The 23,343-nt window shown below is 56.1% G+C and carries 21 protein-coding genes and 1 pseudogene; 9 read left to right on the top strand and 13 right to left on the bottom strand.

What is annotated here, in order from left to right; genetic code table 11:
• Positions 1–30 precede the first annotated feature (30 nt).
• A complete protein-coding gene (gene ydcK, locus RT120_RS02925) occupies positions 31–1,011 on the top strand; it encodes a YdcK family protein (protein WP_312979171.1) in 981 nt (326 codons plus the stop codon).
• On the opposite strand, the gene rimL is transcribed toward ydcK, so the two are convergent.
• The 4 genes from rimL to RT120_RS02905 all read right to left on the bottom strand — a co-directional run bounded on the left by rimL (position 1,008) and on the right by RT120_RS02905 (position 5,894).
• The gene (rimL, locus tag RT120_RS02920) at positions 1,008–1,583 is read right to left on the bottom strand and encodes a 50S ribosomal protein L7/L12-serine acetyltransferase (protein ID WP_312979169.1); all 576 of its coding nucleotides are present in this window, start codon (positions 1,581–1,583) and stop codon (positions 1,008–1,010) included. The genes ydcK and rimL overlap by 4 nt on opposite strands.
• Positions 1,584–1,664: 81 nt before the next feature.
• Entirely contained in the window at positions 1,665–3,320 is a 1,656-nt protein-coding gene (locus RT120_RS02915; RefSeq protein ID WP_312979166.1) for a glucan biosynthesis protein, read from the bottom strand.
• 614 nt (positions 3,321–3,934) lie between these two features.
• The gene (locus RT120_RS02910; protein WP_312979163.1) at positions 3,935–4,711 is read right to left on the bottom strand and encodes an ABC transporter substrate-binding protein; all 777 of its coding nucleotides are present in this window, start codon (positions 4,709–4,711) and stop codon (positions 3,935–3,937) included.
• Positions 4,712–4,724: 13 nt separating this feature from the next.
• A complete protein-coding gene (locus tag RT120_RS02905; RefSeq protein ID WP_312979161.1) occupies positions 4,725–5,894 on the bottom strand; it encodes a pyridoxal phosphate-dependent aminotransferase in 1,170 nt (389 codons plus the stop codon).
• 122 nt (positions 5,895–6,016) lie between these two features.
• Between RT120_RS02905 and RT120_RS02900 the strand changes: the two genes are divergently transcribed.
• Entirely contained in the window at positions 6,017–6,877 is an 861-nt protein-coding gene (locus RT120_RS02900; protein ID WP_312979159.1) for a LysR substrate-binding domain-containing protein, read from the top strand.
• A gap of 143 nt (positions 6,878–7,020) precedes the next feature.
• Here the strand turns inward: RT120_RS02900 and RT120_RS02895 are convergent, their stop codons facing one another.
• From RT120_RS02895 to RT120_RS02880, 4 genes and pseudogenes are all read right to left on the bottom strand, one after another.
• On the bottom strand, positions 7,021–7,368 hold the full coding sequence (locus RT120_RS02895) for a DUF1493 family protein (RefSeq protein ID WP_312979156.1): 348 nt from the start codon (positions 7,366–7,368) through the stop codon (positions 7,021–7,023).
• Positions 7,353–7,802, bottom strand: coding sequence for an STM2901 family protein (locus RT120_RS02890; protein ID WP_312979154.1), 450 nt, complete (start codon positions 7,800–7,802; stop codon positions 7,353–7,355). The genes RT120_RS02895 and RT120_RS02890 overlap by 16 nt, the downstream gene beginning before the upstream one ends.
• Before the next feature lie 10 nt (positions 7,803–7,812).
• Positions 7,813–8,294: pseudogene (locus tag RT120_RS02885) on the bottom strand (Hcp family type VI secretion system effector).
• A gap of 239 nt (positions 8,295–8,533) precedes the next feature.
• The gene (locus tag RT120_RS02880) at positions 8,534–9,877 is read right to left on the bottom strand and encodes a VOC family protein (RefSeq protein WP_312979152.1); all 1,344 of its coding nucleotides are present in this window, start codon (positions 9,875–9,877) and stop codon (positions 8,534–8,536) included.
• Between the two features lie 282 nt (positions 9,878–10,159).
• Between RT120_RS02880 and RT120_RS02875 the strand changes: the two genes are divergently transcribed.
• Both RT120_RS02875 and RT120_RS02870 read left to right on the top strand, forming a co-directional pair.
• Positions 10,160–11,083: a LysR substrate-binding domain-containing protein gene (locus tag RT120_RS02875; protein ID WP_312979149.1), complete on the top strand. Its 924-nt coding sequence runs from the start codon at positions 10,160–10,162 to the stop codon at positions 11,081–11,083.
• Between the two features lie 107 nt (positions 11,084–11,190).
• Complete coding sequence (locus RT120_RS02870; protein ID WP_312979146.1) at positions 11,191–12,246, top strand: alkene reductase; 1,056 nt, start codon at positions 11,191–11,193, stop codon at positions 12,244–12,246.
• 45 nt (positions 12,247–12,291) lie between these two features.
• On the opposite strand, the gene RT120_RS02865 is transcribed toward RT120_RS02870, so the two are convergent.
• Genes RT120_RS02865 through hisD form a run of 4 tightly spaced genes read right to left on the bottom strand, consistent with a single transcriptional unit; the run spans position 12,292 to position 16,743 of the window.
• Entirely contained in the window at positions 12,292–13,299 is a 1,008-nt protein-coding gene (locus RT120_RS02865; protein WP_312979143.1) for an alcohol dehydrogenase catalytic domain-containing protein, read from the bottom strand.
• A 6-nt stretch (positions 13,300–13,305) separates the two neighbouring features.
• Positions 13,306–14,634 carry an MFS transporter gene (locus RT120_RS02860; protein ID WP_312979141.1) on the bottom strand — a complete coding sequence of 443 codons (1,329 nt, stop codon included), beginning with the start codon at positions 14,632–14,634 and terminating at the stop codon, positions 13,306–13,308.
• Positions 14,635–14,664: 30 nt separating this feature from the next.
• A complete protein-coding gene (locus tag RT120_RS02855) occupies positions 14,665–15,420 on the bottom strand; it encodes an SDR family NAD(P)-dependent oxidoreductase (protein ID WP_312979139.1) in 756 nt (251 codons plus the stop codon).
• Between the two features lie 9 nt (positions 15,421–15,429).
• Positions 15,430–16,743 (bottom strand): histidinol dehydrogenase, encoded by a 1,314-nt coding sequence (hisD, locus tag RT120_RS02850; RefSeq protein ID WP_312979136.1) that lies wholly within the window; start codon positions 16,741–16,743, stop codon positions 15,430–15,432.
• A gap of 405 nt (positions 16,744–17,148) precedes the next feature.
• Here hisD and RT120_RS02845 point away from each other — a divergent pair, with 405 nt between their 5' ends.
• The 4 genes from RT120_RS02845 (at position 17,149) to RT120_RS02830 (ending at position 20,990) form a co-directional block, all read left to right on the top strand.
• Positions 17,149–17,433, top strand: a complete 285-nt coding sequence (locus RT120_RS02845; RefSeq protein ID WP_144129505.1) for a UxaA family hydrolase — start codon at positions 17,149–17,151, stop codon at positions 17,431–17,433.
• 2 nt (positions 17,434–17,435) lie between these two features.
• Complete coding sequence (locus tag RT120_RS02840; RefSeq protein ID WP_312979681.1) at positions 17,436–18,605, top strand: UxaA family hydrolase; 1,170 nt, start codon at positions 17,436–17,438, stop codon at positions 18,603–18,605.
• A gap of 85 nt (positions 18,606–18,690) precedes the next feature.
• On the top strand, positions 18,691–19,995 hold the full coding sequence (dctA, locus tag RT120_RS02835) for a C4-dicarboxylate transporter DctA (RefSeq protein WP_312979133.1): 1,305 nt from the start codon (positions 18,691–18,693) through the stop codon (positions 19,993–19,995).
• Positions 19,992–20,990: an Ldh family oxidoreductase gene (locus RT120_RS02830; protein WP_312979130.1), complete on the top strand. Its 999-nt coding sequence runs from the start codon at positions 19,992–19,994 to the stop codon at positions 20,988–20,990. The genes dctA and RT120_RS02830 overlap by 4 nt, the downstream gene beginning before the upstream one ends.
• On the opposite strand, the gene RT120_RS02825 is transcribed toward RT120_RS02830, so the two are convergent.
• Positions 20,977–21,723, bottom strand: coding sequence for a GntR family transcriptional regulator (locus tag RT120_RS02825; protein WP_312979128.1), 747 nt, complete (start codon positions 21,721–21,723; stop codon positions 20,977–20,979). The genes RT120_RS02830 and RT120_RS02825 overlap by 14 nt on opposite strands.
• Positions 21,724–22,122: 399 nt before the next feature.
• Here RT120_RS02825 and RT120_RS02820 point away from each other — a divergent pair, with 399 nt between their 5' ends.
• Positions 22,123–23,181: a YeiH family putative sulfate export transporter gene (locus RT120_RS02820; RefSeq protein ID WP_312979126.1), complete on the top strand. Its 1,059-nt coding sequence runs from the start codon at positions 22,123–22,125 to the stop codon at positions 23,179–23,181.
• Positions 23,182–23,343 lie beyond the last annotated feature (162 nt).

Genomic DNA, 23,343 nt, shown 5'->3' with positions numbered 1-23,343 from the left:
TTAGTCAATGCCCATAACGGAGCCATTAGCATGGAAAAATACCGGTTAACGGACGCCACCAGAACGCTTGACTATCAGGAAAATGGCGTCACTCACAAATTTACTCTGCGCCAGATAGAAGCGCTGCGTGATTTTAGTGATATCAAAGCGGGAACCCTGGGCGGCTGGCTGGAGAATGAAAGCAATCTTAGCCATGACGGCGACTGCTGGATTTACGATCACAACAGCGCGGTCTTCGCCGGCGCAAGCGTCAGCGGCAATGCGCGTGTTACCCAGCCCTGCACCCTCAGCCACGGCGCATCGCTCGCCGATGAGTGCTGGGCAGATCGCGCGGATATCAGCCACGGTGCGGCTGTATACGATCGCGCCATGATCCAGGCATCCCAGGTGCGGGGTGAATGTCGGATTTATGGCGATGCGCGGGTAATGCACCAGAGCCAGGTGATCGCCGCCGTGGGGTTGACCGAAGACCGCGACCAGCGGCTGCAAATCTACGATAACGCCACGGTTAACGCCTCACGCATCGTCCACCAGGCGCAAATCTATGGCCGGGCGCTGGTGAACTACGCGTTTATCGAGCATCGCGCCCAGATCTATGAGGATGCGATTTTAGAAGGCAACGACGAAAACAACGTCTGGGTCTGCGACTGCGCGCAAATCTACGGCCAGGCGCGGATTGTTGCCGGAGCCGAGATCGACCAGTGCCCCACCATCCGCTACAGCTCGCAGGTGTTCGGCAACGCGGTGATTGAAGGCGACTGTGTATTGAAACATCACGTACACGTGTTTGACGACGCGGTGATTACCGGTGGCCCGGTGCAACTGGACGACCGGATAAAGATTTGCGGCCATGCGCGGGTGACCGGCAACGTATTGATTGAAAATCAGGTCACAGTCATGGATAACGCCGTGATAGAAGCCTTTAACGGCGATCCGCTGCATCTTCGCGGCGCGAAAATCCTCAACGGTGACCAGTATATTACCCGCACGCCGGTTATCGGGGCGATTTAATGCCCGGTTTGTGATGGCTTATCAATGATGCGCGCATAAATATTCTGATCGTGAAACGCGCCGTTCAGGTATTCCGCCTGCTTCAGGCAACCTTCCAGAACAAACCCGTTGCGCAGCGCCACCTGGTTGCTGGCATGGTTGGTGACGATGCACTTAATCACGAAGCGGCGCACGCTGCCTTCGTTGGCGTAATGCTGCATCATCGCCTGTAGCGCCTGAGAAATAATGCCCTGCCCCTGTAAACCTTCATCCAGCCAGTAGCCAATATAGGCGGCCTTATTCGTCGGTTCGATCTGGTTAAACGACATCACGCCGCATACCGCGTCATGGCGCAAAATCATAAACATTTTGGCGTAGCCGCGATGGTGCAACTGATAATTGCCCTGCACCGTGCGGCGGATATCGTTACTGCTGACCACCGACTTCGGCCACTCCATCGCCTGTTGCAGGTAGGCTTTATTGCGCTCAACCAGTTGATACAGCGGCTCAATAAACGGGTCGTTGACCGAGTGCAGTTTCAGGGTGTCGTTAATGATAATGATGTCGTCATGCCACTCAGCGGGATTTTGCACGCGGGGTCTCCGGTTGGTGTTTTTTTATTAGCATAACGTAAAAAGGGGAGCCTTCGCTCCCCTCAACATTTGCCCGATCGGTTAGCGCATCTGGCGATCGTCAACGTAATGACGTTTGTCCGGCGCGGGCGGGAAGTACTGATACAGCCAGGTTTCGCTGATGGTCTCGCCCTGGCAGCGCAAGAACATGCGCATTTCCACCGGATCCGTCGAGTCGGATGTCGGGTGCCAGTCGAACAGAATACGGTAACCGTCAAACGGTTCGACATACAAAATTTCAATCTGCTTCGCTTCGCCGCTGGACAGCGTGATCACCGGCTCAATGCCCTTCGGCGCGGCGTCTTTCAGATTGCCGCCGATAAAATCAATGGCGAAACGGCGCGACCAGGTGGTCGGGAAATGCTCGCCCGGTGCCCAACCTTCCGGGAAACTGCCCATCCCGGTGCGGGTGGCGAGAATATTGGCCAGCGGCGAGCGCACCGGCGGTTCGCCGCTCCAGTACAGCTTGTATTTGAAGTGAAGCTGGTCGCCCGCTTTCACCGGCTTTTCCGGCTGCCAGAAGCAGACGATGTTATCCAGCGTTTCCCCGGTGGTCGGGATCTCCATCAGGCCGACGGTGCCCTTGCCCCATTTATTAGTCGGTTCGACCCACAGGCTTGGACGTTTGTTGTACCAGCCCATGATGTCCTGATAGCTCTCGAAATTGCGGTCGGTTTGCACCAGGCCGAAGCCTTTCGGGTTATCGTCGGTAAAGGCGTTGAATTGCAGGCGCTGCGGGTTATTCAGCGGACGGCACACCCATTCGCCGTTGCCGCGCCACATTGCCAGGCGGTCGGAGTCGTGGATTTGTGGATGGATGGTGTCGCACATCCGGCGCTCATTGGTGCCGCAGGCGAACATACTGGTCATCGGCGCGATACCCAGTTGTTTGATGTCTTTACGCGCGAACAGGCGGTTTTCCACCTCCATCACCACCCGCTTCTCTTCGCAGTGGATAATGAATTTGTACGCGCCGGTGACGCTCGGGCTATCGAGTAGCGCATACACCACAAAAGTGGTGTCGTCGGCTTTCGGGGTTTCAAACCAGAACGCGGTGAAATCCGGGAACTCTTCCAGGCTATCGGTAAAGGTATCTACCGCCAAACCGCGCGCCGAGAGGCCGTACTGGTAGGTACTGTCTACGGCGCGGAAATAGCTTGCGCCGAGGAACGACACGATATCGCGGCGCGCCAGTTCCGGGGCTTTGAAAGCGCGGAAACCGGCGAAACCGAGATCGGACTGGCCCACCAGCTGTTTGGTGTCGACGCCCGCATCGTGATATTTGAACAGTTCAGGGCGGAAGTGGATTTCACGCGCCTGATGGGAAGACGGATCGAGGGAAAACATCCGCACACGGCGGCGGAAGCCCATGCCAACGTGGAAGAACTGCACGTCCAGCTCGCGCCCAGGGATAGTGTTCCACAGCGAGTGTTCCGCATCGTACTGGATGCTGTTGTACGCCTGCGGGGTTAAGGTCGCCAGGGTATCCGGCAACGGACGCGGTGCGCCGCCCCAGGGTTTTTTGGCTAAATCGCCTGCCATGGATTGCAGAACGTCGAAATCAAATGCGCGCGACAGCCCGTCGGCGATATCTGACTCTTGCGCCCATGCTGCGTTAGAAAACAGGGTCATCAGACCCGGCGTACCGCAAGCGGCGGCAAGTGCCATTGAGGCTTTAATAAAACGTCTGCGATTCATGCCTGAGAACGCGTCCTTTTGGAGTCAAAGAGTGCTGTCACGCGCAGCGCTAACAGCGGCAATTTATTGTATTTGTTACGACCGCTCACTCTAGTCAAAATTCATTTTGAAGCCAATAGCTTTCCACGCGCACCCTCACGCTTGTAGAAAGGAAAAACGCGTTATCTTGCGCCATGTAAAGAAAGGTCAACTTTCTGAAAAAATAAGCTGTTGTTATTTGGCTGTTTCGTAGCATCTCATCAAACCGGTTTGCACGTTTTGACAAATCGCTTTCTGTTTCGATGGCGGGGATAAACAGAATCATCTGAAGGGGGATTTTGCACACCCACACATAACTGAAATATATCTTTCGGCAGGCTTGCCAGGCGGTAAAAGACGGGGTAGTTTCAGCGTCGCGCCAGGGGTGGGATTACCCTCTCCCTTGCGTATATGCCTTTATTCCTCTCGTTGAGAGGGCCCGATACCACAATAAAAATATCGGGCGGACACCAAATTATATTAATGATGATAGCTTGTGGTGGCCCGGCGTTGCCGGGTTCTCTTCAAATGTCCAGCGGCATAAAAAAACCCCGTTTCGCAAGAAATCGGGGTTTTTACTTTTTCAGGGGAAAAGGTTATTTAACGCTAACGTCAATGCCTGGGAAGTACTGCGCAGCCAGTTTCGTGATGGTGCCGTCGGCGCGGACCTTATCAATCGCGGCGTCCAGCTGTTTTTTGGTTTCCTCATCGCCTTTACGCAGCCCGAATCCGATACCGCTGCCGAGGATTTTATCGTCAACCACCGGTTTGCCGATAAAGCCGAAGCCTTTGCCCTGCGGTTTGCTCAGGAAGCCGCCCTGACCGGCAGCCGACATCACCAGCGTGGCGTCGATACGTCCGTTCACCAGGTCGCCCCACGCCAGGTTCTGATCTTTATAGGAAACCACTTCAACGCCCTGCTTTTCCCAGTGCTCTTTGGCATAGGTTTCCTGAATGGAACCCTGCAATACGCCGATGGTTTTGCCCTTCAGCGCGTCCGGAGTGGCATCCAGCGCGCTGCCTTCTTTACCCACCAGTTGTGACGGAATACGGTAGATCGGCTGGGTAAAGTCGATGCTCTGGCGGCGCTGTTCGGTAATGTTCATCGCCGAGTTGATAGCATCGAATTTCTTCGCGACCAGGCCGGGGATCAAAGTATCAAACGAGGTTTCTACCCAACTGCATTTCAGGCTGGCAGCCTGGCAGATGGCTTTGCCCAGTTCGATATCAAACCCCTCCAGTTCGCCCTGTGAATTGCGGCTTTCAAACGGCGGGTATTCTGCTTCCAGGCCGTAGCGCAGCTCGGTCGCCGCCAGAGAAGAGAACGATGTCACCATCCCCAGTGCCAGACACAGCATTTTCATTTTAGTCATTGTGATCCCCTTCTTAGCGTGGCTTAACCTGACAGAGCGCCTGCGCCCCTGCCCGTAATGTCGCTTCATCTTTGGCAAAAGAGAGGCGAATCAATTTATTATCGGTTCCGTCTGTGTAAAACGCCGACAGCGGAATCGTTGCTACACCATAATCCACGATCAGCCGTTTCACCATCTCGCTGTCGCTTTCATCGCTAAAATGTTCATAGCTCGCCAGCAGGAAGAACGATCCGGCGCTCGGCAGCAGTTTAAACGGCGACGCTGCCAACAGCGTTTGCATCAGATCGCGTTTACGCTGGTAAAACTCGCCCAGCGACAGATAGCGCGCCGGGTCGCTCATATAGTCGGCGAAAGCGTACTGCATCGGCGTATCGGCGGAAAACATCAGGAACTGATGCACTTTAATCACTTCATCCATCAGCGCCGCCGGCGCCAGGCAATAGCCTACGCGCCAGCCGGTTACGTGGAACGTTTTGCCGAACGAGGAGATAATCACGCTGCGTTCCGCCAGCGCCGGATGGGTCGCCATACCGTGGTGCTTCAGACCATCGAACACGATGTGTTCATACACTTCATCAGACAAAATCACGATATCGGTGTTGCAGGTGATGGCGGCGAGTTTTTCCAGATCGTCGCGGCTGAACACCTGGCCGCTCGGGTTATGCGGCGTGTTGACGATAATCATCCGGGTGCGCGGCGTGATCGCGGCCTGCACTTCATCCCAGTCCACGGCGAAATCCGGCACCGTCAGTTTGATCGCCACCGGCGTCGCGCCCTGCAACCGGACAATCGGCGCATAGCTGTCGAACGACGGCTCGAAATAGATAACCTCGTCTCCCGGATGCACCAGGCCGCTGATGGCGCAGTAAATCCCTTCGCTGGCGCTGGCGGTGATCAGTACTTCGCTGTCGGCGTCGTAGTTCGCGCCATACAGCGCCGCGACTTTTTCGGCGATCAGCGTTTTGAGGGTAACCAGCCCGGTCATCGGCGCGTACTGGTTGCGGTTGGCTTCCATCGCCCGGGTGACGCCGGCAATCAACTGCGGATCGCAGGGGAAATTAGGCGCACCCTGAGAAAGATTAATCGCCTGGTGTTGGGCGGAAAGCTGGCCAATCACGGTAAAAATCGTGGTGCCGACATCGGGCAGTTTAGAGCGTAATTTTACCGGCGTGTGATGGGGCATATTGGTTCCTTTCTCGTTTTGAGTGCATAACTATTCAAACCGTAGTGCGATAGCTCCGCAACCGATTTGTTGTCATAATAGCCATGCAAAAAATGCATGGCTTAACACTTCAGGGAGCCGTTATGACGCGCCGCACTCTTCCTTTAAATGCGCTTGAGGCGTTTTTAGTGACCGCCCGCCACCTCAATTTAACCCACGCGGCGCGCACGCTGTATCTGACTCAGGGCGCAGTAAGCCGCAAAATCGCCGCGCTGGAAAACTGGTTCGGCTTTACGCTTTTCGAGCGCCATGCTCGCGGGTTACGGCTGACGCCGCAGGGCAGCGCCTTACTGCCGGAACTGCAAAGCGCATGGGATCAGTTAATGACCACCGCCGAACAGGCGCGCCAGCAGCATAACGTTATCCGCCTGAAAGCCCCGACCTGCGCCATCCGCTGGCTGGTGCCGAAGCTGATGCAACTGGAAAAGACGCTCAGCGACGTACAGGTCACGCTGACCACGACCACCGATCATGACGTCAATTTCAAAACTGAGCCCTACGACGCGGCGATTATTTTCGGTGCCCATAAAACCCAGGGATTTTTGCTGTTTGATGAGGCGTTAACGCCGGTGCTCAGCCCTGCGCTCACTACCGAACCTCCCGCTGCGCTGGACGCGCTGGCACCGTTGACGTTTTTGCATCCCACCCGTGATAAAACCGACTGGTCGCTATGGCTGGCCCAGCAGGCGTCGCCGCGGCCGGTTATGCGTAAAAATCAACACTTCGATACTATGGATTTAGCCATCAGCGCGGCGATCCAGGGGTTTGGCGTGGCGATTGCCGATGAACGGCTGGTGGCAGAAGATTTACGCGCCGGGCGGCTGGTCCGTCCGTTCCCCCAGAGCGTAAAAACCGGCGCCAGCTACCGTCTGGTGCTGCGCGACGCCCCGCAGGAAAGCGACCTGATGGCGGCATTTGTCGCGCAGTTGCTTACTCCAGACTGACATGATGGCGCATCATTTATATTCTGAATCTTTCGGAGCATAACTCCTTCAAAAAGGTGAAGTTCTCCAGAATGTTTGTCTTCTTTAAGAAGACCAGCTTTTATACATATTTCCTATTTATAACAAATAATCCTATCTTTTTATCAATCATAAAGCCATTTTCCAGCTTTCGCTGATTCGGCAAACATTTTAACAGTTAAAGGTTTTCGATTTTTCTCTACAGCTTCTCGTTTTAATTTAAACCACCGCGTTAGTAGCGGTGTATTCTCCCAAGGAAAATAACATGACCATTTAACTTCTGATAAATTTACATTGAATTTTTTTTCAAATTTATTTAATGCTTCATGCAGATCATCACCAGGAACTTCGAATAAATCAGAATCAAGTTCTAAAGGGATTTCTTCCCAGTTGTTATCTAAATATCCCGGAATCTCTTCTCGGAAGAGTGCTAACACCGCTTGCTGAATTGTGTCCATCAAAAAGATGTCCATTGTATACGATCTTTAGGGCAGACTATGAGGTTATATTTTGCCTGAGTTTTCCTTGATGCTTGGTAAATTGAATTAACGAGTCCAACCCAGCCTAACCACGGAACATATCGTGCAATGACAGCGGCAAGATTATTTGTTTTTCGCATTCTCACGCCAACTGGTATAGGAACTCTAATACCAAAAGGAGTTCGCGCATTTCGTAAAAGCATCCTCCCATACCTGGAAATAACACTTGTCCCTTTGATAGCCTCTCCCGGTTTCGTTCTGGTTTTTAACCACGGTTGCCCGGCGAGGATAACAGCACCTGACTCAATGCCAATCCCTGGTTCATCACAAAATTGCTCAAGAAAAATCACATCAAACAACTCCCCTGCGGACAGGTTATTTTGCCCATGATAGAAATAATTTCCGTTCAATTCCTCGGTAGTATCCATTCAATTACCATTATGCTGTTTGACGATCATTCCATGCATCCGTATAAATTATGTTTCCGTCACAATGTTTCCATGTGATTTTTTCATACCTTAGCTCAATGGATTCAAGGTGATTATTATTGTTATCTTCAGGTGAGCCCATTGAAGGGGATATAGAAACAACACGCACGCCTTCGAGGAGCATGTTAAAATACTCGACTTCTTGACCGGCGTCGTTGATTTTATACCATTTTATCTCAGCGGATTTTAGGTTCTGACCAGTTGCAACTGCTTTGTAAAGATATGGACTGGAATAGTCGAATTCTTTTACGATAATCATTGGAGAGTGTTGACGTGTACCGGTAGGTTTTCCAGTTGCATTGTCGACAGGAATAGCAAGGCTATGGTGAAACCCTTTAAACTCAATACTAAACTCTCTTCCCGTGACATCGCACCCACCTTTGTGAGTGCCCCACCGTCATCATGAATCCACATATTTCCTGGAATAGCCATGCTTTCCCTTATAGTTTATTAACCCGGCATGTAGGGTATCTAATTAATAAGAGGAAGCAAACTGACTGTGTGTATATTTTTGCTTGCTGCAAATGAAATTTGTTTCCTGTCTACCTTTTATGACCGATGTAATCATACAATTAATTATTAGCTCAGCGGATAATTGTTGTAATAAATGTTTGCCAACTTGATACCCTCGATTGCTTTACAGAAATCGAGGGTATTTCAACGACTGTCTTTTACAGCAAACCGCAACGGCGTTTGCTGCGATCGGAGGCTTCCTGGTAGAGCGCAAACTCATCCTGTACCGCACACCCCAGCGCCGCTTCAAACGCGCCCCGGCTGGCGTTGCCGTGGCTGCGCCCGCGCGCCTCATCACCCAGATTAGACTGGAAAATCCCCGCCGCGCTGACTGGCAGGAAATCTTCATAAATAATCGGCTGGGCGGTGATCCAGCCGCGCTCAATAAGCGGTTGCGGGTCATCGCCGGGGTTGATCTGTTTGCGGTGGGTTTCGCCCACCGGGGTTAAACGGTAGCGGAAATAGGCCAGCCCCTGATGGCGCAGCAGCATGTCGCTGTCAGGAAACGCCTGGAACACCTCCTGCAAATGAAGCTGATGGGTCAGGTTATCGCTGCCGCTGCCCGCCTCGCCCAGCAGTTTGTCATACAGCGCCCGGCCTTTCGGGGTCAGGGCGATGCCGCGCTGTTCGATTTCACCAAATCGCGCGGTATGGGTGCCGTGATGTTCGCCGTTAAACATAATTGGCTCTTCCAGCGCTTTGAAACTGGTCTGGCGCAGCAGGATCGGGATCTCCCGGCGCGGCGGCCCTTCGATAATCATTTTGGGTTCGATGCCGTATTCCGGCATCAGCGACTGCACGCGGTCGATGTCCAGGGTGCGCGGCGTCAGATGGTTGATGTGACAACCGCCAAACGACACCACATCGGCAATCAGCCGATGGGCGTTATGCAGCGCGTGGTAGGTGTCAGTATCCACCGTGGCATGGCTGTGCCAGCGGAACGTTTCCAGCGCTTCGCTAACAAACTCCCTGGCCTGCTTCTCATCCAGCCCGCCCTGCGCGTCATAAATATCCAGCAATTCGCGGCAACGCGGCGTAAAAATGTCCCGCGCGGCGAGAATGCGGGCAGCCTTTTTGCGCAGGTTTTCATCTTCGATCAGTTCCAGGCGCAGCAGCGAGGTAAAAACGCGAAACGGGTTGCGTTGCAGCGCGGTGTCGTCAATGGGGCGAAACGCGGTAGAGTGCACCGGTACGCCCGCCTGGGAAAGATCGTAATAGCCCACCGGATACATGCCCAGCACCGCGAACACCCGGCGTAGCGTGGATAATTCCTCCGCTGTTCCAACCCGGATCGCGCCGTGGCGCTCCACATTCAGGCGCGCCAGTTCGTCGGCGTTTACCAGTTGCTCATGCAATTGCGGATTATTTTCCAGCACCGCCAGGTTCACATCCGCCACCAGTTCAAGCAGCGTGCCGTACTGTGGCACCTCTTTCTGGTACATCGCTGACATTGCCTGCGAAAATTGTTCCCGAATCTCATCTGCCGTGATGCTGTTCGCCATGATGTCATTTCTCCAGTGAATATTGCTGAGATTGTAGGAAACGACGGAATAGATTGACGTGAAGAATGTGGAATCTGTGATCTCAGGCCAGGGTGATGATTTTATAAGCCAGGCGCGGAATTTGATCTTCAGACAAATCCTGGGCAATACCCCAATAATTAGAATATATCCGCGTTGTTTTGTTAACTTAAATACCGTAATGTTAATAATAATTTGCTATCAAGTTATCAAAATCACATAACTTTTCTTGTCACGGATCACGTTTCGTTTTTAACATCGACTATGGAAAAAAACGGTTTGTTCAGTCAGCGCATTCGTTTGCGCCATTTACATACATTCGTTGCCGTCGCTCAACAGGGAACGCTGGGGCGCGCGGCAGAAACCCTTAATTTAAGCCAGCCTGCATTATCTAAAACGCTTAATGAACTTGAGCAGTTGACCGGTGAGCGCCTGTTCGACCGTGGTCGGCTGGGTGCACAATTGACGCTGGTCGGCGAACAGTTTCTCACTCACGCCATCAAGGTGTTGGACGCGCTCAACCATGCCGGACAGTCGCTGGCCCGCAAAGAAGAGCAATCCAAAGACGTGGTGCGCATCGGCGCACTGCCCACCGCCGCGCTGGGCATTCTGCCTGCGGTGATCGGTCCGTTTCACAAACATCAAACCAACCTGACGCTTCAGGTCGCCACCATGAATAACCCGATGCTGCTGTCGGGGCTGAAATCGGGCGAGCTGGATTTAGGTATCGGACGCATGTCTGACCCGGAAATGATGACCGGGCTCAATTATGAACTGCTGTTTCTGGAGTCGATGAAGCTGGTGGTGCGCCCCAATCATCCACTGTTAGCCGACACCATTACCTTAAGTCGGGTGCTGGAATGGCCGGTAGTGATCTCCCCGAAAGGCACCGCGCCGCGCCAGCACGCCGACGCGCTACTGGCGAGCCAGAACTGCAAATTGCCGAATTCCTGTATTGAAACGCTGTCGGCGTCGCTGTCGCGCCAGCTAACGGTGGATTACGACTACGTATGGTTTGTGCCGTCCGGCGCGGTCAAAGAGGATCTGCGCCAGAACACGCTGATCGCCCTGCCCATCGCTAACCCTGGGGTTGGCGAACCCATCGGTATTCTGACGCGGGTCGATAAGCCGCTCTCGCCTGGGGCGCAACTGTTGCTGGCGTCAATCAGAAAATCCATGCCGCTGTAATGGCGGCCATTTTCATCACCTGCTGGAATAATTAAGCGCATAAAGTGATAACCGCCGTTTCTCCGGGCGTACATAATGAGTTCACGCAATCAGACCCGGAGAAACCTATGCCCACCCTGTATGATCCCGTCAAAATTGGCGCGCTTGAGCTGAAAAACCGTATCGTTATGGCCCCGCTGACCCGCATGCGCGCGGTGGACGAGCGTGCGCCCGGTCCACTGACCAAAGAGTATTACGTCCAGCGCGCCAGCGCCGGACTGATCTTTACCGAAGCCACCTCCGTGACTCCCCAGGGCGTGGGTTACCCCAACACGCCGGGCATTTGGTCGGAAAAACAGGTACAGGCGTGGAAAGAGATCGTCGACGCGGTACATGCGGCGGGCGGTAAAATCGTCAGCCAGCTCTGGCATGTGGGCCGCGTATCCGACCCGATTTTCCTCGACGGCGCATTGCCGGTCGCCCCCAGCGCCATCGCGCCAGAAGGCCACGTCACCACCGTGCGCCCGCAGCGCTCGTATGAAACCCCGCGCGCCCTGGAAACCGACGAGATCCCGGCCATTGTGGCAGATTTTGTCCGTGCGGCGGAAAATGCCAAACGCGCCGGGTTCGACGGTGTGGAAATCCATGCCGCGAACGGCTATCTGTTTGATCAGTTCCTGCATGATGGCTCTAATAAGCGTACCGACCGCTACGGCGGCAGCATTGAAAATCGCGCCCGCTTTCTGCTGGAAGCGGTGGATGCGGTACTGGACGTATGGCCCGCAGACCGGTTGGGCGTGCACCTGAATTTGATGTCCAACTCTTATTCTATGGAAGACAGTAACCCGCTGGCGCTGTTTAGCTATGTGGCGGAGCAGCTCAGCCAGCGCAAGGTGGCCTATATCTTTGCCCGCGAATCGCAGGATTTCCCCGGTCGCGTGGGGCCGCAGGTGAAGCAAAAATTCAGCGGCGCGTGGATCGCCAACGAAGGGCTGACACAACACTCGGCGGAGGCGCTGATTGAACGCGGTGAAGCCGATGCCGCCGCGTTCGGCAAGCTGTATATCGCTAACCCCGATCTGGTGGAGCGCTTTAGCCAGCAAGGACCGTTTAACGCGCTGAACAACGCAACCATTTATGCCCCCGGCGCGACGGGCTATACCGATTATCCGGCGTTAGATTAACCGCAGATAAAGAGAGCGGCCTTTTTGGCCGCTCTCTTTTTACCGTCAGGGGATGAGCAGGATTTTAGCGGAAGAGACCCGCTGGAATTCCAGGTCATCAAATGCCCGTTGCCCGGCCAGCAGTTCCCGCTGTTCAATCCAGCCCAGCGTCCCCAGCGAGCCCTGCTCCAGCATCGACAGCGTCAGATGGAAATCTTCCATGGTGTAGGTGTACGTCCCCAGCAGCGTGATCTCCCCGAGGGTGATTTTGCGCATATCTATTTCGCTGTCCCAGTCCTGCAAACCGATATGCATCACCACCCCGCCCGGCTTGACGGTTTTAATCGCCAGTTTGCGGGTGATGGCGGACCCTACCGCGTCGATCACCACCTGACGGCTGGATTCATCAATCGTCTGGTTGATGGGATTAACGCATTCGCACCCGGTGTATTGCTGCGCCGTGTCGGCGCGCAGCGGATTGGTTTCCGCCAGGGTGATTTCCCGGCATCCCCAGGCGCGCAGCACCAGTACCGTCAGCAGGCCGATCGCCCCGCCGCCGATCACCAGCACCCTGGCGTCCGCCAGCGGCATCTGCATCGCCCGCTGCGTCAGGCGCAGGGCATGCACCACGGTGGCAGCGGGTTCGGTGATCGCCGCGTCCTGTAACGACAGGCCATCGGGCAACGCCACCACCGAGGCCGCCGGGATCGCCATGTATTCGGCGAACGCCCCCGGCCAGTCCATGCCGATCATATGGCGGTCGCTGCACAGGTTGTCGCGGCCTTCGCGGCAGTAATCGCATTTCCCGCAGGTGATCAGCGGATTAGCGGTGACACGCTGGCCCGGCTTAAAGCGCGGCGACTGGCTTTCGACGATTTCGCCGGACAGTTCATGCCCCAGCACCAGCCCCGGCTGGCGGCGCGGATCTTTACCGTGAAAGGCATGCATATCCGAGCCGCAAATCCCGGCGGCGGCAATGCGGATCACCACCTGGTCACCGCCTTCCGGCAGTTGCGGATAAGGCCGCTCCTGAATCTCAACGCCCAGCGGGCGGGTATAGACAAGTGCTTTCATGCATCCTCACTTCATCATGACTGAATGGGTTACCGCCATGCGGCCCGCACCGTGGGTGCGTCGCCACAGATACACTGCGCAGGCGGCGCTGATCAGGCCGATAACCAGTACGTAGGCGCAGATGAGCCACGGCTCGCCGCCCATCGATTCGGAGAACAGGGTTGCCAGCACCGGCGTTAAGCCCCCGGCGAAGACGCCGGAAATCTGGTAGGCAAACGAAATGCCGGTATAACGCACCGACGCGTCAAAACATTCCGAATAGACCGACGACATGGTGCCAAACACCGCCGCATGGAAAATCCCGAACGGCACGATGATCGCCGCCCACACCAGCCAGATTTGGTCCGCGTTGTAATGCATAATCGCGAATGCCGGGAATGCCGACAGGCCCGAAAGCGCCGCCCCCATCGCGTAGACCCGCGCCCGTCCCCAGCGGTCCGCCATATAGCCCCAGAACGGAATAAAGAAGCTCATCACAAAGGCGCTGCCGAGTATCGCCACAATCGCCTGATCGCGCGGAATGTTCAGGGTTTGCGTCAGGTAAGTCAGCGAAAACACCCCGAAGATATTAAAGAACACGCCGTCGATCAGGCGCATCCCCATGCAGGTGAACACCAGTCGGGTATGTTTGCGGAACAACTCCACCAGCGGGATACGCTTCGGCGCATCTTTTTGCTTTTCTTTGGCTTTCAGGAAGTCTTCAGTTTCCGCGACATTTTTACGGATGTAGGTGCCGATAATCACAAACACCCCGCTGAGCAGGAACGGCACGCGCCAGCCCCAGGACATAAAGTCCTCATCGGAGAGGGTAAACGAGGCCAGGCCAATCGCGCCGGAGGCCAGCAGCAGGCCCAGGGACATCCCAACCTGAGGAATACTGGCGAAGAACGCGCGGTTCTTTTCCGGGGCCGATTCAAAGGTCATCAGCACCGCGCCGCCCCATTCGCCGCCGAGGCCGATGCCCTGAATCATGCGACAGGCAATCAGCAAACACGGCGCCCACAGGCCAATTTGCTGATAACTGGGTATCAGCCCTATCACCACCGTTGCGCCGCCCATGATCACCAGCGTCAGGATCAGCATGTTTTTGCGCCCGAGGGTGTCGCCGAAGTGGCCGAAAATAATCGCCCCGAGCGGCCGGGTCAGAAAGCCGATGGCAAACACGCCGTAGGAGAGCAGCGTGGTGATAAACGGATCGCCTTCCGGGAAATAGAGTTTGTTAAACACCATCCCGGCAACGGTGCCGTAGAGAAAGAAGTCATACCATTCAATGGTCGAACCGAACAGGCTGGACAGCGTAACGCGTCGCAAGTTACCGGCAGCGGGTTTTTGCATGATGTGTTCCTCTGCGCTGAAAAGAAGAGATCAAATGGCGCTGTAACCGCCGTCGACCATCAGGGTTTGCCCGGTGATATAGGCGCTGGCGTTGCTGGCGAGAAACAGCGTCACGCCAGACAAATCCTCCAGTTCGCCGTTACGCCCCAGACAGGTGTGCTGGGCGTGACGTTCGCGCAGAGCCTCGTCGGCAAACACCGGCCCGGTTAACGCGGTAGGGAAAAAGCCTGGCCCGATGGCGTTACACGTGACACCGTCACGCCCCCAGCGTTGGGCGATGGCCCGCGTAAGCTGCACCACGCCGCCCTTGCCTGCGCCATAGGGGGCGCTGTTGGCAAACGCCCGCGTCGACTGGAGCGAGGCGATATTAATAATCCGCCCCCAGCGCCGCCGGGCCATGCCCGGTGCCAGCGCCTGGGTCAGGAAAAACGGCGCTTTAAGATGCAGCGCCAGTTGCTCATCCCACGCCGACTCGCTGACCTCTTCAAACGGCTGGCGTAAATTGACCCCCGCCGCGTTGACCAGAATATCCACCGCGCCGCAGGCTGCCGCCAGTTTGTCGATATCGGCTTTTTTGCTGATATCCGCGCACAGATAGCTGGCGCGCCCGCCCGCTGCGGACAAGCGCTGGACGGTTTCGGCCAGGGTGCCTTCGCGCCGGGCGGCAATAATAACGGTCGCCCCGGCCAGCGCCAGCGCTTCGGCCATCGCCGCACCGATCCCGCTGCCGCCGCCGGTGACCAGCGCGGTTTTGCCCGTCAAATCAAATAAAGCTGAAAGTTGCATAGGAGTTCCTCAACGGGTGACCGGGACGCCGGTCAGGAAAGACTCGCCGGCGAAATATTTCTCCAGCCGGACTTCTGCGGTGCGCGCGTGCGCTTCCATGCCTTCCAGCCGCGAAATGCGCGCGGTGGTTTCGGCAATTTGCGGCACCGCTTCCCGGGACATCTGCTGCCAGGTCAGGGTTTTCAGGAATTTGTGTACCGACAGGCCGCCGGAATAGCGCGCCGCGCCTTTGGTCGGCAGGACGTGGTTAGGGCCGCTGCACTTGTCGCCGAACGCCACGGTGGTTTCTTCACCGAGGAACAGCGAGCCGTAGCAGCTCAGGGTATCGCGCCACCAATTCAGGTCGCTGGTATGGACTTCGAGATGCTCGGAGGCGTAGCGGTCGGAAATCTCCACCACTTCTTCGCGTGTGTCGCAGACAATCACTTCGCCGTAATCACGCCAGGCGCAGCTTGCCGCGTCGCGGGCTACCGGCGGGAGCTGGTCGATCAACTGCGGGACGCGCTCAAGCACCTCTTCCGCCAGAGCGCGGGAGGTTGTGAACAGCCAGGCGGGCGACTCATGCCCGTGCTCCGCCTGCCCAACCAGATCGCTGGCGACGATATGCGGGTCGGCGCTGTCATCGGCGATCACCGCCACTTCTGATGGCCCGGCAAACACGTCAATCCCTACCTGGCCAAACAGCGTGCGCTTGGCTTCTGCAACAAACTTATTGCCTGGCCCCACGACCACATCGGCGGGTTTACCGGTAAACAGACCCCACGCCATCGAAGCGATGGCCTGGACGCCGCCCAGCGTCATAATGGTGTGCGCCCCCGCCCGGTGAAACGCGTACAGCACGCACGGGTGAATCGATTGCCCCAGATAAGGGCCCGAACAGGCAATAATGTTTTTCACTCCCGCCGCTTTGGCGGTCGCCACGCCCATATAAGCAGAAGCGATATGCGCGTAGCGGCCAGCGGGCGCATAACACCCCACGGTAGTGACGGGCAGAACTTTTTGGCCTGCCACCAGCCCGGAAGGTAAAGTCACTTCAAAGTCCTTCACCGATTCGCGCTGGGCGCAGGCAAAGGTGTATACCTGCTCGATGGCGTAGTCGATATCGCGGCGTACGTCGCCGGGCACTTCGCGGATTTGCGTGGCGATCTGTTCGGGGGTCAACATAATGTCGCCCGTCCAGTTATCGAGCTTACTGGCGTAGCGACGTACTGCCTCTTCACCCTGTTCTTTAATGGTAGCGAGCATCTCATCCACCACGCGACGCGCTTCAAACGTGTTGGACTCCGGTGTTTTACTCGCTTTCTTTAACCAGTTAATAGACATACGTATCTCCAAGGATTGTTTAAGGGGCCGGGCTGAACTGCTGACCGTTATTCCTGTGTCATATATATGACTATCGTTATCTATAGTGAGCATCGCCACGAACTGCAAAAAGCAATCGAACAAAAAGTGATCGCGATCGTCTTCATTCCGCAGAACTCCTGCCCCGATCACATTTTTTTCACATTTTAAAGTCCTTATTGAATAAAGTATTATTAATCATCGATTTAAACGATTAGTCCTTTCTGGCCTTTGTTGCCTTTCTGTTTTTTCATGGTAACCCCCCTCTATTCGTGAGCCGGATCTCAAAAACTAACCGCCAGCGCTAAATTAATTTGGCACCTCAAAGTCATTTAATATATGTCATATACATGAGTTGATTTCTTGTGCACTAAAACGGAGGCGATTATGAGTATCGATTTTGTCGTACACGATGATGGTGATTCAGTAGGCGTGGTGGTGATAGAGGGCGTTGAAGCGGGCCAGAAGCTCACCGGCTGGATTATGGACCAGAACAAAACCATTGAATTTGAAGTAAAAAATGACATTCCCATCGGCCACAAGCTGGCCATTCGCGATTTGGCCGTCAATGACTCGGTCATTAAGTATGGTGAAGACATTGGCCGCGTCGTCTCGGCGATCAAGCAAGGCGAACATCTGCATGTACACAACGTGAAAACCAAAAGGTGGTAATGATGGAAATCAAAGGACGTCAGTTTGCAGGTTATCGCCGTGAAAATGGCCGGGTCGGTATCCGCAACCATGTGATTGTGCTGCCGGTGGATGATATTTCCAACGCCGCAGCGGAAGCGGTCGCCAACAACATTAAAGGCATCATCGCCCTGCCGCACCCGTATGGGCGCTTACAGTTTGGCGAAGATCTGGAATTGCACTTTCGCACCCTGATCGGCACCGGCTGTAACCCTAACGTGGCGGCGGTGATCGTCATCGGCATCGAACCGGGCTGGACCCAGCGCGTGGTCGACGGCATTAAAGCCACCGGCAAACCGGTCGCCGGTTTCTGGATTGAGCAGAACGGCGATCACAACACCATCTGCAACGCCTCGCGCAAAGCGCGTGAGTTTTCACAATATGCGTCGGAACTTCAGCGCGAGATGTGTGACATCAGCGAGCTGTGGGTGTCCACCAAGTGCGGCGAATCGGATACCACCTCCGGCTGCGGCGCCAACCCTGCCGTCGGCAATCTGTTCGACCGGCTGTACGAGAACGGCAATACCCTGCTGTTCGGCGAAACCTCGGAGCTGACCGGCGGCGAGCATCTGGTTGCGGCCCGCTGCGCCAACAGCGATGTGCGCCAGAAGTTCCAGTTTATGTTCGACCGCTACAGCGCCATGATCGACCGCTGGAAAACCAGCGATCTCTCCGAGTCGCAGCCGACCAAAGGGAATATTGAGGGCGGGCTGACCACCATCGAGGAAAAAGCGCTGGGCAACATCCAGAAAATCGGCAAGAAATGCCGGGTCGACGGGGTGCTGGATAAAGCCGAAATGCCCACCGGACCGGGGCTGTGGTTTATGGATTCCTCCTCCGCCGCCGCCGAAATGGTGACGCTGTGCGCCGCCGGGGGCTATGTGGCGCACTTTTTCCCCACCGGCCAGGGCAATGTGATCGGCAACCCGATCCTGCCGGTGATCAAGGTGTGCGCTAACCCGCGCACGGTGCGCACCATGTCGGAACATATTGATGTGGATGTGTCGGCTATTCTGCGCCGCGAGATGAATCTGGATGGCGCGGGGGATGCGCTGCTGGAGAGCCTGCTGCGCACCGCCAATGGCCGCCTGACCGCCGCCGAAGCGCTGGGGCACCGGGAGTTTGTCCTCACCCGTATTTTCGAAAGCGCCTGATCCTTTGCCCGCCGCTCCGGCGGGCCTCTCTTCACGCTTGCCTGCGGTGCCGTTCGGGCACCGATTCTCACGCGAGGATATCCAGATGCGATTGCTCAAGCACCTTTACGTCCAGGTTTTAATCGGCCTGGTCGCCGGGGTTGCTGTGGGGTACGCCTTTCCTGATTTTGCTGTTCAGATGAAACCCCTCGGCGACACCTTTATTCGTCTTATCAAGATGATCGTAACCTTAGTGATTTTTTGTACCGTGGCGATTGGCATTGCCCGTATGGAAAGCCTGAAACAGGTGGGCAAAGTCGGCGGTAAGACGCTGATTTACTTTGAAGTGGTGACCACGCTGGCATTGATCATCGGCATGGTGGTGGCCGATGTGATGAAGCCCGGCGCGGGCATGAACATTGACGCCAGCAAGCTGGACGGCAGCGCCGTCAGCCATTACGTCAGCGCCAATGAGCACAGCAAAGGCTTTATGGAGCAGATCATTCCCGATTCGGTGATTGGCGCGTTCGCCCAGGGGAATCTGTTGCAGGTGCTGCTGTTCTCGGTGCTGTTCGGTGTCGCCCTGTCGCTGGCCTCCCAGCGTAGCGAATTTATCACCAAAACCATTGAGCAGTGCGGCGAAGTGTTGATGCGCATCGTCGAGCTGATTATGCGCCTCGCGCCCCTCGGCGCATTCGGGGCCATCGCCTTTACCGTCGGCAAATATGGCCTGACCTCGCTTTCGCATCTCGGGATGCTGATCGTCTGCCTGTATATCACCAGTTTTTTGTTTATCGGCGGCGTGCTGGGGCTGATCTGCAAGCTGGTGGGGGTCAGTTTATGGCGGCTAATCCTCTACTTCCGCGAGGAGTTGCTGATCGTGCTGGGCACCTCGACCACCGAATCGGTACTGCCCCGACTGATGGTGAAAATGGAAAAGCTGGGCTGCGACCGCGCCATTGTCGGGCTGGTGCTGCCGACCGGCTACTCTTTTAATCTGGACGGCGCGGCGATTTACCTGACCATGACGGCGTTATTTATCGCCCAGGCGACCAATACCGATCTCACCCTGTGGCAACAAATCAGCCTGCTGCTGATATTACTGTTGACGTCGAAAGGCGGCGCGGGCGTAGCGGGCGCGGCGCTGATTGCGCTTACCGCGACCCTGGCGACCCACAATATTATCCCACTGGCGGGCATCACCCTGGTGCTGGGTATCGACCGGATTTTGAACGAGATGCGCGCCGTCACCAATATGATCGGCAACGTGGTGGCGACGCTGGTGATCGCCCGCTGGGAGCAAAAATTAGATCTGGCGACGGCCAGAGAACAATTGCGGCTTGGCCCCGGCAAACTCACCCTGCCGCAGGATACGCCGATCCTGGAGCCGGAAAAAAGGAGTATGCCGTGAACGCGCTTGTCTCCGTTCGCGTGGCGCAACTGGATGCCCTTGCCCGCCAGGCGTTAATGAAAACCGGCGTCACGGCGCAGGCCGCCGAGGCAACATGCCGGGCGCTAATGGCGGCGGAACGTGCGGGCATTGCCTCGCACGGTTTCGCGCGGCTGCCGTTTTATCTCGATCAGCTCGCCAGCGGCAAACTCAACCCCAACGCGCGGCCCGCCATCACCCCGCGCGGCGCAGTGCTGAGCGTGGATGCGGACGCCGGGCTGGCGTTTCCCGCCGTAGAGGGCGGGCTGGAACGCGGCCTGGTGCTGGCGGAAGAGTTTGGCGTGGTCGCGGTGGCGATTGGCCGTTCGCACCATTTCGGTATGGCGGGATATTATGTCGAGCAGGCGGCGCAGCGGGGTATGCTGTGCCTGGCCTTCAGCAACGGCCCGGCGGCGATGGCACCCTGGGGCGGTCAAACGCCGCTGTTCGGCACCAATCCCGTCGCTTTCGCCTCACCGCGCGTGAATGATGAACCGCTGGTCATCGACCTGTCGCTCTCTGAAGTGGCGCGCGGGAAAATCATGATAGCCAGCCAGAAGCAGCAGGCGATCCCCTTCGGCTGGGCGCTCGATCGTCACGGCGAGCCGACCTCCGATCCCGACGCCGCGCTGGCGGGCAGTATGGCTCCCGCAGGCGGCGCTAAAGGGGCCGCACTGGCGCTGATGGTGGAGTTGTTAACCGCAGGCTTAACCGGCAGCCATTACGGCTTCCAGGCCAGCTCGTTTTTTACCGCCGACGGCGAACCGCCATTAGTCGCCCAGTTGTTGCTGTTGTTGAATCCTGGTTTTTTCCCGCCAGGTTATCTTCAGCATTGCGAAACGCTGTTCAGCGCGATGCTGGCGCAGCCCGGCGTGCGTTTACCTGGCGCGCGGCGGCGGGATGTCGCCAGGCAAAACAGCGAGACGCTGCTGATGCCTGGCGGGTTAATGGCGCAGTTGCGGATCAGAGCTGGTTAAAGTACGCATGATGCCGGGTGAGTACCGTGGAAACGCGGTACTCCACCGGTTTATCCTGAAAATCCCGCGCGATACGGTAAACCCGCAGCAGCGCCTCGCCCTCTTCTGCTTCAAGGTGCAACACCTCATCCGGCCCCGCATTCACCGCTTTGATCTGCTCATGGGCATTTGCCACGGTGCAGGCGAATTTCTGCTGATAGAGCTGGTAGAGGGTATTGGGCAGAATTTCCGGGTCGCGATCGAGGCCGGGGAACAGCGCGGCATCCACATAGACATGCTCAAGAATTGCCGGCGCGCCATCCAGATCGCGCACGCGCCAGATATGGATCACTTTGCTGCCCGGTGCGATACACAGCGCGGCAGCCTCCTCCTGCGACGCGGTGCGTAAATGGCGCGCCAGCACGCGGGACAGCGGCAGCGAACGTTCGCCATTTTCCCGCAAAATATTAAAGAAGCGGAACAGCGCGCTGTCGGAGTCATGCGCTGCTACCACGGTGCCTTTGCCCTGGTAGCGGATCACCACGTTATTGCTGACCAGTTCGTTCAGCGCCTTGCGTAAGGTGCCGATGCTGACGTTATACGCCTCGGCAAGGCTGGCCTCACTGGGGATATAAGTGCCCGCAGGCCATTCGCCGGAGGCGATCCTTTCCAGCAACAGTTGGCTGATTTGCAGATAAAGCGGCTGAAAAACGGCTGACTTCATTTCAGCAGAGGGTGAAATGTCCTGATTCATGCGTACCTTCCTCCCGGAACGAGTCCTACAACATCACGTTAGAATTACTATGACATATAGAGGAGTGGCTGACATCTTTTGCAGGCGAATTTCGTGAGGATGTTGCGGTTTTCTGGATGTTTTGACATGATTATTCGTTTTGGCTTAGTTGATACTGGGTAGTATATTGACTGGAAATCATGGCTACCTGGTTTCAGTTGACATCTTTGTATATTGATTTATATCATTTTTAATCTTAACCCTTGTCTGCAAAAACCATTAACAGAACATGTTTTATGCTTCCCCGTCCCTCAGGTATGTCCATACCGGTTATTTCGATTAATTATAACGATATAATAAATTTTTCTTTTCTCAGGTTATGCCTCATGCTAAGTCCTATACATGAGAGGGAAAGTGATTATGGCCGAGATTTCCAGCACGCGATATCAGCACGACGTTAAACGCTTTGTTCCTGGCCTGGCGCTGACGGCGGTTATCGCTTTCGCCACGGCGTGGATCGGCAACATCCCCGCCGTCTCGTCGCTGGGCCTCGGCGCGCTGACTCTGGCGATTATCGTCGGTATTGTGCTGGGGAATACCCTTTATCCGGCGGCGCATCCGCTGTGCGATACTGGCGTGCAGTTTGCCAAACAGAAGCTGCTGCGACTGGGGATTATCCTTTACGGCTTTCGCCTGACCTTTCAGCAGGTGATGGATGTGGGCGTGAGCGGCGTGGCCATCGATATCGTGATGCTAACCAGCACTTTTCTGCTCGCGACCTTTATCGGCGCGCGGTTGCTGAACCTCGACCTGAAAACCTCGTGGCTGATCGGCGCGGGCAGCAGCATCTGCGGCGCGGCGGCGGTGCTGGCGACTGCCCCGGTGGTTAAGGCGGAATCTTCCAAAGTCGCGGTGGCTGTGGCAACCGTGGTGATTTTCGGCACGGTTGGGATCTTTCTCTACCCGGTGATTTGGCATGAAGTCGCCAGCCACTACCCGGCTATCTCCGCAACGCAATTTGGCGTCTATACCGGCTCAACCATGCACGAAGTCGCCCAGGTAGTGGCAGCGGGCCACGCGGTCAGCCCGGAAACCGAAAGCGCGGCAGTGATTGCCAAAATGCTGCGTGTGATGATGCTGGCACCGTTCTTACTGCTGCTGAGTATTGCGGTCAGCCGCCATGTGGAAAGCGACGGTACGCATAAACAGCCCATCGTTTTCCCCTGGTTCGCCCTGATGTTTATCCTGGTGGCGCTGTTTAACTCGTTTCATCTGCTGCCCACGCAGTGGGTAGCGATGATTAACGTGGTGGATAATGTGCTGCTGGCGATGGCGATGGCGGCGCTGGGCCTGACTACCCGCATCAGCCAGTTGATGAAAGCGGGGTTAAAACCGTTCCTGCTGGGCCTGATTTTGTTTGGCTGGCTAATTATCGGCGGTGGCGCAATCAACCTGGCGATCCATAGCTGGATTGGCTGATGCTGGAATGTAGACATAAAAAACCCGCTTGCTGCGGCAATGCCGATCAGTAAAGGATAAGTTGGCCAATCCTTAAACTGCGGCACTATAACGGCTTCCACAACAGGAAGCCGTCTTCTTATGCCACTTCTCAACGACCTGCTCGATTTCAGTGACTATCCG

Origin of the sequence: Atlantibacter sp. (assembly GCF_032062175.1) — a bacterium.
In the GTDB taxonomy this organism is placed as follows: domain Bacteria; phylum Pseudomonadota; class Gammaproteobacteria; order Enterobacterales; family Enterobacteriaceae; genus Atlantibacter.
This window is presented reverse-complemented; position numbering and strand designations above follow the sequence as displayed.

What these genes read in the sequence shown, in the direction of transcription:
- ydcK (WP_312979171.1), top strand. Translation starts at nt 31, where the DNA reads ATGGAAAAATACCGGTTAACGGACGCCACCAGAACGCTTGACTATCAG.
- RT120_RS02915 (WP_312979166.1), bottom strand. Translation starts at nt 3,320, where the DNA reads ATGAATCGCAGACGTTTTATTAAAGCCTCAATGGCACTTGCCGCCGCT.
- RT120_RS02910 (WP_312979163.1), bottom strand. Translation starts at nt 4,711, where the DNA reads ATGACTAAAATGAAAATGCTGTGTCTGGCACTGGGGATGGTGACATCG.
- RT120_RS02905 (WP_312979161.1), bottom strand. Translation starts at nt 5,894, where the DNA reads ATGCCCCATCACACGCCGGTAAAATTACGCTCTAAACTGCCCGATGTC.
- RT120_RS02900 (WP_312979159.1), top strand. Translation starts at nt 6,017, where the DNA reads ATGACGCGCCGCACTCTTCCTTTAAATGCGCTTGAGGCGTTTTTAGTG.
- RT120_RS02895 (WP_312979156.1), bottom strand. Translation starts at nt 7,368, where the DNA reads ATGGACATCTTTTTGATGGACACAATTCAGCAAGCGGTGTTAGCACTC.
- RT120_RS02890 (WP_312979154.1), bottom strand. Translation starts at nt 7,802, where the DNA reads ATGGATACTACCGAGGAATTGAACGGAAATTATTTCTATCATGGGCAA.
- RT120_RS02880 (WP_312979152.1), bottom strand. Translation starts at nt 9,877, where the DNA reads ATGGCGAACAGCATCACGGCAGATGAGATTCGGGAACAATTTTCGCAG.
- RT120_RS02875 (WP_312979149.1), top strand. Translation starts at nt 10,160, where the DNA reads ATGGAAAAAAACGGTTTGTTCAGTCAGCGCATTCGTTTGCGCCATTTA.
- RT120_RS02870 (WP_312979146.1), top strand. Translation starts at nt 11,191, where the DNA reads ATGCCCACCCTGTATGATCCCGTCAAAATTGGCGCGCTTGAGCTGAAA.
- RT120_RS02865 (WP_312979143.1), bottom strand. Translation starts at nt 13,299, where the DNA reads ATGAAAGCACTTGTCTATACCCGCCCGCTGGGCGTTGAGATTCAGGAG.
- RT120_RS02860 (WP_312979141.1), bottom strand. Translation starts at nt 14,634, where the DNA reads ATGCAAAAACCCGCTGCCGGTAACTTGCGACGCGTTACGCTGTCCAGC.
- RT120_RS02855 (WP_312979139.1), bottom strand. Translation starts at nt 15,420, where the DNA reads ATGCAACTTTCAGCTTTATTTGATTTGACGGGCAAAACCGCGCTGGTC.
- hisD (WP_312979136.1), bottom strand. Translation starts at nt 16,743, where the DNA reads ATGTCTATTAACTGGTTAAAGAAAGCGAGTAAAACACCGGAGTCCAAC.
- RT120_RS02845 (WP_144129505.1), top strand. Translation starts at nt 17,149, where the DNA reads ATGAGTATCGATTTTGTCGTACACGATGATGGTGATTCAGTAGGCGTG.
- RT120_RS02840 (WP_312979681.1), top strand. Translation starts at nt 17,436, where the DNA reads ATGGAAATCAAAGGACGTCAGTTTGCAGGTTATCGCCGTGAAAATGGC.
- dctA (WP_312979133.1), top strand. Translation starts at nt 18,691, where the DNA reads ATGCGATTGCTCAAGCACCTTTACGTCCAGGTTTTAATCGGCCTGGTC.
- RT120_RS02825 (WP_312979128.1), bottom strand. Translation starts at nt 21,723, where the DNA reads ATGAATCAGGACATTTCACCCTCTGCTGAAATGAAGTCAGCCGTTTTT.
- RT120_RS02820 (WP_312979126.1), top strand. Translation starts at nt 22,123, where the DNA reads ATGGCCGAGATTTCCAGCACGCGATATCAGCACGACGTTAAACGCTTT.